Here is a 5,706-nt window from a genome sequence, read left to right on the forward strand (position 1 = left end):
CCTCCCCCTCCTTCCCGAGGCTTTGGACCAGGCCGAGGCGGAGGGGGAACTGGAGGCCTTGGTGGAGGCGGAGGGGGTGTACGTGGTGGGCCGGGGGTTGACCCTGGCCGCGGCGGGGGAGGCGGCTTTGAAGCTGAAGGAGGCGGCGCTTCTCCACGCGGAGGCCGTCTCGGCCGCGGAACTCCTCCACGGTCCTTTGGCCCTCCTCTCTCGAGGCCTCCCCCTTCTGTTCTTTGTGGCCAAGGACCGGCCGCTGCAAGCCCTCCTTGCCCTTCTGGAGGAGCTCCGGACCCAAGGGGCCAGGGTCTTGGTCCTCTCCTCCGAACCGGAGGCCCTGGACCTGGCCTCCGATCCCCTTCGGCTTCCGGTGCGGCTGGCCCCGGAGCTGGACCCCATCCTTATGGTAAGGGCCTTCTATCCTTTAGCGGCTAGGCTCGGCCGGGCCCGGGGCGTGGATGTGGACCGGCCCCCGTACTTAAGGAAGGTCACCCGCACCCTTTAGAACACCCGTCCCCCTGGGGGCACCGGCCTTTCCGGAACCAGGAGGACGACCCGGCCCTCCTCGTCCGGGACCCCGAGGACCAGAACCTCGGAGGGAAATCCCGCAACCCGTTTGATCCCCAGGTTTACCGCGCAGACCACCAGGCGGCCCCGGAGGTCCTCAGGGGTGTAGAGGCCGGTGAGCTGGGCCGAGCTCGTCTTTAGGCCCAAGGGGCCCAGGTCGATCCAGAGTTTGTAACTGGGCTTCTTGGCCTTTTCGTGAGGCTCGGCCTGGACGATCCGCCCCACCCTCAGGTCCAACGTGGCGAAGGCTTCTAAGGGGTCCATGCCCAGGGTATACTCTAGGCTCATGAGCGCGGACAAGATCCTCTACGAAGGCCTCACCTTTGACGATCTCCTCATCTTGCCGGACTACTCGGAGGTGCTTCCCCGGGAGGTTTCGGTCAGAAGCCGGATGACCAAGAAGCTCTGGCTCAACATCCCCATCCTCTCCGCGGCCATGGACACGGTGACCGAGACGGAGATGGCCATCGCCATGGCCCGGGAGGGGGGGATGGGGGTTATTCACAAGAACCTGTCCATAGAGGCTCAGGCGGCCATGGTGCGCAAGGTCAAGCGCTCCGAGGCGGGGATGGTCCAGGACCCGGTGACCCTTCCCCCCACGGCCACCCTCGAGGACGCGGAGCGGCTCATGCGGGAGTACCGCATTGGGGGGTTGCCCGTGGTGGACCTTTACGGAAAGCTTCTGGGCCTTATCACCAACCGGGATATCCGGTTTGAGAAGGACCTCAAGCGCCCGGTGACCGAGGTCATGACCCCCCTTGAGCGCCTGGTCACCGCCCCGCCTGGGACCACCTTGGAGGAGGCGGAGGAGGTCCTTAGGAGGCACAAGGTGGAAAAACTCCCCCTGGTGGACAAGGAGGGTCGGCTTAAGGGGCTCCTTACCCTGAAGGATCTCGTCAAGCGGAAGCAGTACCCAAACGCGGCCAAGGACGAGAAGGGCCGGCTTCTGGTGGGGGCGGCGCTTGGGGCCTCCAAGGACCTCTCTGAAAGGGCCCAAGCCCTCGTGGAGGCGGGGGTGGATGTGCTGGTCCTGGACTCCGCCCACGGCCACTCCAAGGGGATCCTACAGGCCCTTGCCTACCTCAAGGAAACCTTTGGGGACAGGGTCCAGGTGATCGCGGGGAATGTGGCGACCCGGGAAGGGGCGAGGGCCCTGGCCGAGCGGGGGGCGGACGCGGTCAAAGTGGGCATCGGCCCTGGCTCCATCTGCACCACCCGGGTGGTCACCGGGGTGGGGGTTCCCCAGATCTCCGCCATCATGGAGGCCCTGAAGGGGGTGGAGGAGTTTGACGTGCCCCTCATCGCCGATGGGGGGGTAAAGTACACCGGGGACGTGGCCAAGGCGATCGCCGCGGGGGCCCACACGGTGATGCTGGGGAGCATGCTGGCGGGGACGGACGAGGCCCCGGGGGAGGAGGTCTTAAAGGACGGCCGCCGGTACAAGCTCTACCGGGGGATGGGCTCCTTGGGGGCGATGAAGCAGGGCTCGGCCGACCGCTACTTCCAAGAGGCGGGGAAAAGCGGGGAGTTCGAGGCCAAAAAGCTCGTCCCTGAGGGGATCGAGGGGATGGTGCCCTACAAGGGCCCGGTGGCGGATGTCCTCTACCAGGTCGTAGGGGGGCTGAGGAGCGCCATGGGGTATGTGGGGGCGAAGGACATCGAAACCTTCCGGGCAAAGGCCCGGTTCGTCCGCGTCACCATGGCCGGGCTCATCGAGAGCCACCCCCACGATGTGGTGGTCATCAAGGAGGCCCCCAACTACTCCCGCTAGTCAGTCTTTGAAGAGGTTCTGGAAGGCCTCGAGTCCGCCCTTCCTGCGCGCCAAGCGGAAGACCCCATCCTTTTCCTCCAGAAGGCCTTCCTGGAGAAGGGCTTTCAGGGTGTCCTCCAACTCCTTTTTGGAAAAGTTTTCCCCCTCCTCGTCTAGATACCGCTGGATATCCTTGAACGCTGCAAAGCGCAAGGCCTCCACCGCCCTCATCACCCAGGCCTTCCGGTCCATGACCCCATAATAAGGGGGTGGACCCCTACCGGGAGTACCAGGACTACGCGATCGCCCAGCGGCTCAAGGTGGCGTTGGGCCTTTCCCGCGAGGTCCTTTCCTTAGGCCAGTACGCCTGCCTCCGCCTAAGGGTCAAAGAAGCCCCTTCGGAAGGCCTTCTGGAGCGGATGAACTGGGGGTTTTGGACCAATCCCCAAAGGCTTAAGGCCTTTCTGCAGAAGCATCATCAGGCCCCATACTTTGCCTCCCCCTTGGCTTTTGAGGCCCTTCTTTTCCCCGAGGAGAGGGCTCGTCTGGTTTTCCCTGGCCAGGCTGGGGCCTACTACCTGGGGTTTTTGCGCCTGCCCTGGCTGGTCATGGACCCTTTGGCTTTTGAGGAAGCCTTGAGGGAGCAGGAGGAAAAGGGAGCGGCCCTTCCCCTTTTCCTGAATGCTTTTCATATGGTCTGGTAGAAAAACCCCTGCCCCTCCAGGACCTCCACCTCCACCTCCCCCAGGGCACGGTTTTCCAGTCCCCGGCTTCCTTCCAGCCACTCCCCCTTCAGGCCCCACCGGCCGCCCTTCAGGGAAAGGCGCATCCTTGGGAAGGGGAGGAGGCTAAAGAGGGCGCCTGGGGCGAGGGCAAACCGGTGCCGGCCAGGAAGAAGGGGGTAAAGGGTCTCGAGGCCGTTCGTGAGCTCCACCCGGACGCCCTGCTGGGCCGCCCGCAGGGCCCAAAGAAGGTGGGCCAGGGTGTGGTCCAGCCGCCCGCCCACTCCGCCTAGGAGGAGGATCTCCTTGGCCCCTTCTTTAAGGGCTCTTTCCAGGAGGGCCTCCCCATCCGTAAGGTCCTTGTCCACGGGCAGGATCTCCTTTGGCGCCTTTAAGGGAAGCCCGCTTCCAGAGTCAAAGTCCCCGAGCCACAAGGAGGGCACCAGGCCCAGCTCCAAGGCGTGGCGCGCGCCCGAGTCCGCAGCCCATAGGGTGTAGCCCCGAAGCCGTTCCTTAACCTCCTCCGTGACCAGCAGGGGGCCGCCCAAAAGAAGGGCAAAGCGCATCCCCTTTAGTCTAGGGGAAGGGCCAGGGCTGGATTCAGCCGAACCCCCACCCGGGCCCCTTCCTCGAGCCCCGGGTCCTCTCCTTCCCAGTAAAGCCTTATCCCTAGATAGGAAAGCCAAAGCCCCACCCGCGCTCCGAAGAAGAGCCGCTCCTCCACAAGGGCCTCCTTCCAAGCGGTTTTGGGCTCTAGGCATACCGCCCCCGGAAGGAGGAGGTGGGCCCTTGGGGGAAGGCCCAGCCGGAGGCTTTCCTCCGGGGAAAGGAGGTTCTTGTGCCCCAGAAACCGGGCCACCCAGGCCTCCTTGGGCCGGGTGTAGACCTCCTCGGCCCTGCCTTTTTGGACCACCTTTCCCTCCCGCAGGATCACCACGGTCTCTGCCAGGAGAAAGGCCTCCTCCTGGTCGTGGGTGACCACCAAGGCGGTGGTTTTCTCCTCTCTTAAGATCCGCCTTAGAAAAAAGAGGAGGTCTTCCCGAAGCCTCAGGTCCAAAGCCCCCAAGGGCTCGTCCAGCAGGAGAAGCCTAGGCCTTGGGGCGATGGCCCGGGCCAGGGCCACCCTTTGCTGTTCTCCCCCGGAGAGGGCCTGGGGCTTTTTCTGGGCGTGGGGGGTGAGGCCGGTTCTTTGGAGAAGCTCCTCCACCCGGGCTTTGAGGGCCGCCTTGGGCCAGCGGGCTTCCACCAGGCCGAAGGCGATGTTCTCGTAAACCGTCAGGTGGGGGAATAGGGCGTAGTCCTGGAACAAGAACCCCACCTTTCGCCTTTCGGGCGGCAGGGGGGTGAGGTCTAGGTTCCCGAGCCGGACCCGGCCTTTGTCCGGGGGGATAAGGCCCGCAGTGAGCTTCAAAAGCGTGCTCTTTCCGCTTCCCGATGGGCCCAAAAGGGCCGTGGTCTTCCCCTCGGGAAGCGTCAGACGGACCTCGAGGGAGAACCCAGGGTACCGTTTGAGGAACTCGACCTCGAGCACCTCCCCACTATAAAAGGCCGCCCCAGCCTGGGCCGGGGCGGGGCCTTGGGCCTTCACTTAAGGCCCAGTTTTTTGCGCTCCTCCAGAACCTGTTGCGAGGTGAGCTTCTTAGTGCGAAGGGCCTTGACCTCCTCCGCGGTGAAGGGATTGAAGTCCTTCACCTTTTTGGCGTCCCCCCAGGCGGTGGCGATATGGTTGAGAAGCGCGGCGATCTCCTCGTCCTTAAGCCCCCCGAAAGCGGGCATGGCCCCGTTGTACTTCATCCCCTTCACCTCGATGGGTCCTGAGAGGCCATTGAGAAGGACCATAATGAGGTACTCCCGGCCCCCCTTCGCATTCAGGATCTCACTTACATGCCCGGCCAAAGGCGGGAAGGCTCCAGGGAGTCCTTGGCCGTTTGCTTGGTGGCAGCCCGCGCACTGAGCATAGAGTTTGGCTCCATCCGCCTGGGCCAAGGCCAAGCCGCTCAAGATCAGCAAGCCGAGAAGGGTCTGTCTCATCTTGATACCTCCCGGGGGTGAGTATAGGCTGACCCATGTACACTGTCAATAACTGCGGGTTTACCTTTCCTTAAGAAAACCGGACACCGGAATCCGTGTACATCCGATGGGCAGCGTAAAGACCCCATAAGTGAAGGCTTTCCCTTTCCCAAGGGGCAGGCATCCCCCCCTTGGCGCGGGGCATCGGGGGGAGTTAAAGTACAAAGTGGGATACCCAGGTGATGTATGTACACATATAAGGTACCGTCAATCGCGCTTCTTAGCCTTCTGGCCCTGGCCGTGACCCAAGTGGACTTTGGGCGCTGGTATCCCTATCCGGAGGCTTTGGTTCTGGGAGAGAGGGCGGGGAGGGTGGTTATGGTTTACTTCCACAGCCCTTACTGCCCCTACTGTGACCAGATGAACACCTTTGTCCTTTCAGACCCAGGGGTGGATGGGTTTTGCGTGAGCGCTTTGTGGTGGCCTCCGTAAATACGTATACCCCCGAGGGGCAGGCGTTGGCCCGGCGCTACCGGGTGCCGGGCACCCCGACCTTTGTCTTCCTCGCCCTCCGCAAGGGGGCGTGGGAGGAGGTGGGCCGGATCTTTGGCAGCCGGCCCCGGGCGGAGTTCCTCGCGGAGCTTCGCCGGATGTGCGCCA

At 63.8% G+C, this 5,706-nt stretch carries 8 protein-coding genes and 1 pseudogene; 4 read left to right on the plus strand and 5 right to left on the minus strand.

What is annotated here, in order from left to right; genetic code table 11:
- Positions 1–502 (plus strand): SIS domain-containing protein (locus C4301_RS09020; protein ID WP_352414753.1); only part of this gene is annotated, 502 nt, incomplete at its 5' end.
- Here the strand turns inward: C4301_RS09020 and C4301_RS09025 are convergent.
- Entirely contained in the window at positions 499–828 is a 330-nt protein-coding gene (locus C4301_RS09025) for a tRNA-binding protein (protein ID WP_352414754.1), read from the minus strand. The two genes, C4301_RS09020 and C4301_RS09025, sit on opposite strands and share 4 nt — an antisense overlap.
- A 22-nt stretch (positions 829–850) precedes the next feature.
- Here C4301_RS09025 and guaB point away from each other — a divergent pair, with 22 nt between their 5' ends.
- Entirely contained in the window at positions 851–2,335 is a 1,485-nt protein-coding gene (gene guaB / locus C4301_RS09030; protein ID WP_352414755.1) for an IMP dehydrogenase, read from the plus strand.
- On the opposite strand, the gene C4301_RS09035 is transcribed toward guaB, so the two are convergent.
- Positions 2,336–2,566 carry a hypothetical protein gene (locus C4301_RS09035; RefSeq protein ID WP_352414756.1) on the minus strand — a complete coding sequence of 77 codons (231 nt, stop codon included), beginning with the start codon at positions 2,564–2,566 and terminating at the stop codon, positions 2,336–2,338.
- A gap of 17 nt (positions 2,567–2,583) precedes the next feature.
- Between C4301_RS09035 and C4301_RS09040 the strand changes: the two genes are divergently transcribed.
- Positions 2,584–3,018: a hypothetical protein gene (locus C4301_RS09040; RefSeq protein ID WP_352414757.1), complete on the plus strand. Its 435-nt coding sequence runs from the start codon at positions 2,584–2,586 to the stop codon at positions 3,016–3,018.
- On the opposite strand, the gene C4301_RS09045 is transcribed toward C4301_RS09040, so the two are convergent.
- The 3 genes from C4301_RS09045 to C4301_RS09055 are packed head-to-tail and all read right to left on the minus strand — an operon-like array spanning position 3,003 to position 5,067.
- Complete coding sequence (locus C4301_RS09045) at positions 3,003–3,602, minus strand: thiamine diphosphokinase (RefSeq protein WP_352414758.1); 600 nt, start codon at positions 3,600–3,602, stop codon at positions 3,003–3,005. The genes C4301_RS09040 and C4301_RS09045 overlap by 16 nt on opposite strands.
- Before the next feature lie 5 nt (positions 3,603–3,607).
- Positions 3,608–4,567, minus strand: a complete 960-nt coding sequence (locus C4301_RS09050) for an ABC transporter ATP-binding protein (RefSeq protein WP_352414759.1) — start codon at positions 4,565–4,567, stop codon at positions 3,608–3,610.
- A gap of 53 nt (positions 4,568–4,620) precedes the next feature.
- A complete protein-coding gene (locus tag C4301_RS09055) occupies positions 4,621–5,067 on the minus strand; it encodes a c-type cytochrome (protein ID WP_352414760.1) in 447 nt (148 codons plus the stop codon).
- A 225-nt stretch (positions 5,068–5,292) separates the two neighbouring features.
- Between C4301_RS09055 and C4301_RS09060 the strand changes: the two are divergent.
- Positions 5,293–5,706 (plus strand): annotated as a pseudogene (locus C4301_RS09060) (thioredoxin fold domain-containing protein); the annotation flags it as partial.

The sequence above is a fragment of the Thermus sp. genome (genome assembly GCF_040290245.1).
GTDB lineage: Bacteria > Deinococcota > Deinococci > Deinococcales > Thermaceae > Thermus_A.

Bases quoted from the DNA above. Each gene is read 5' to 3' on its own strand.
- C4301_RS09025 (WP_352414754.1), bottom strand. From the start codon at position 828: ATGGACCCCTTAGAAGCCTTCGCCACGTTGGACCTGAGGGTGGGGCGG.
- guaB (WP_352414755.1), top strand. From the start codon at position 851: ATGAGCGCGGACAAGATCCTCTACGAAGGCCTCACCTTTGACGATCTC.
- C4301_RS09045 (WP_352414758.1), bottom strand. From the start codon at position 3,602: ATGCGCTTTGCCCTTCTTTTGGGCGGCCCCCTGCTGGTCACGGAGGAG.
- C4301_RS09035 (WP_352414756.1), bottom strand. From the start codon at position 2,566: ATGGACCGGAAGGCCTGGGTGATGAGGGCGGTGGAGGCCTTGCGCTTT.
- C4301_RS09055 (WP_352414760.1), bottom strand. From the start codon at position 5,067: ATGAGACAGACCCTTCTCGGCTTGCTGATCTTGAGCGGCTTGGCCTTG.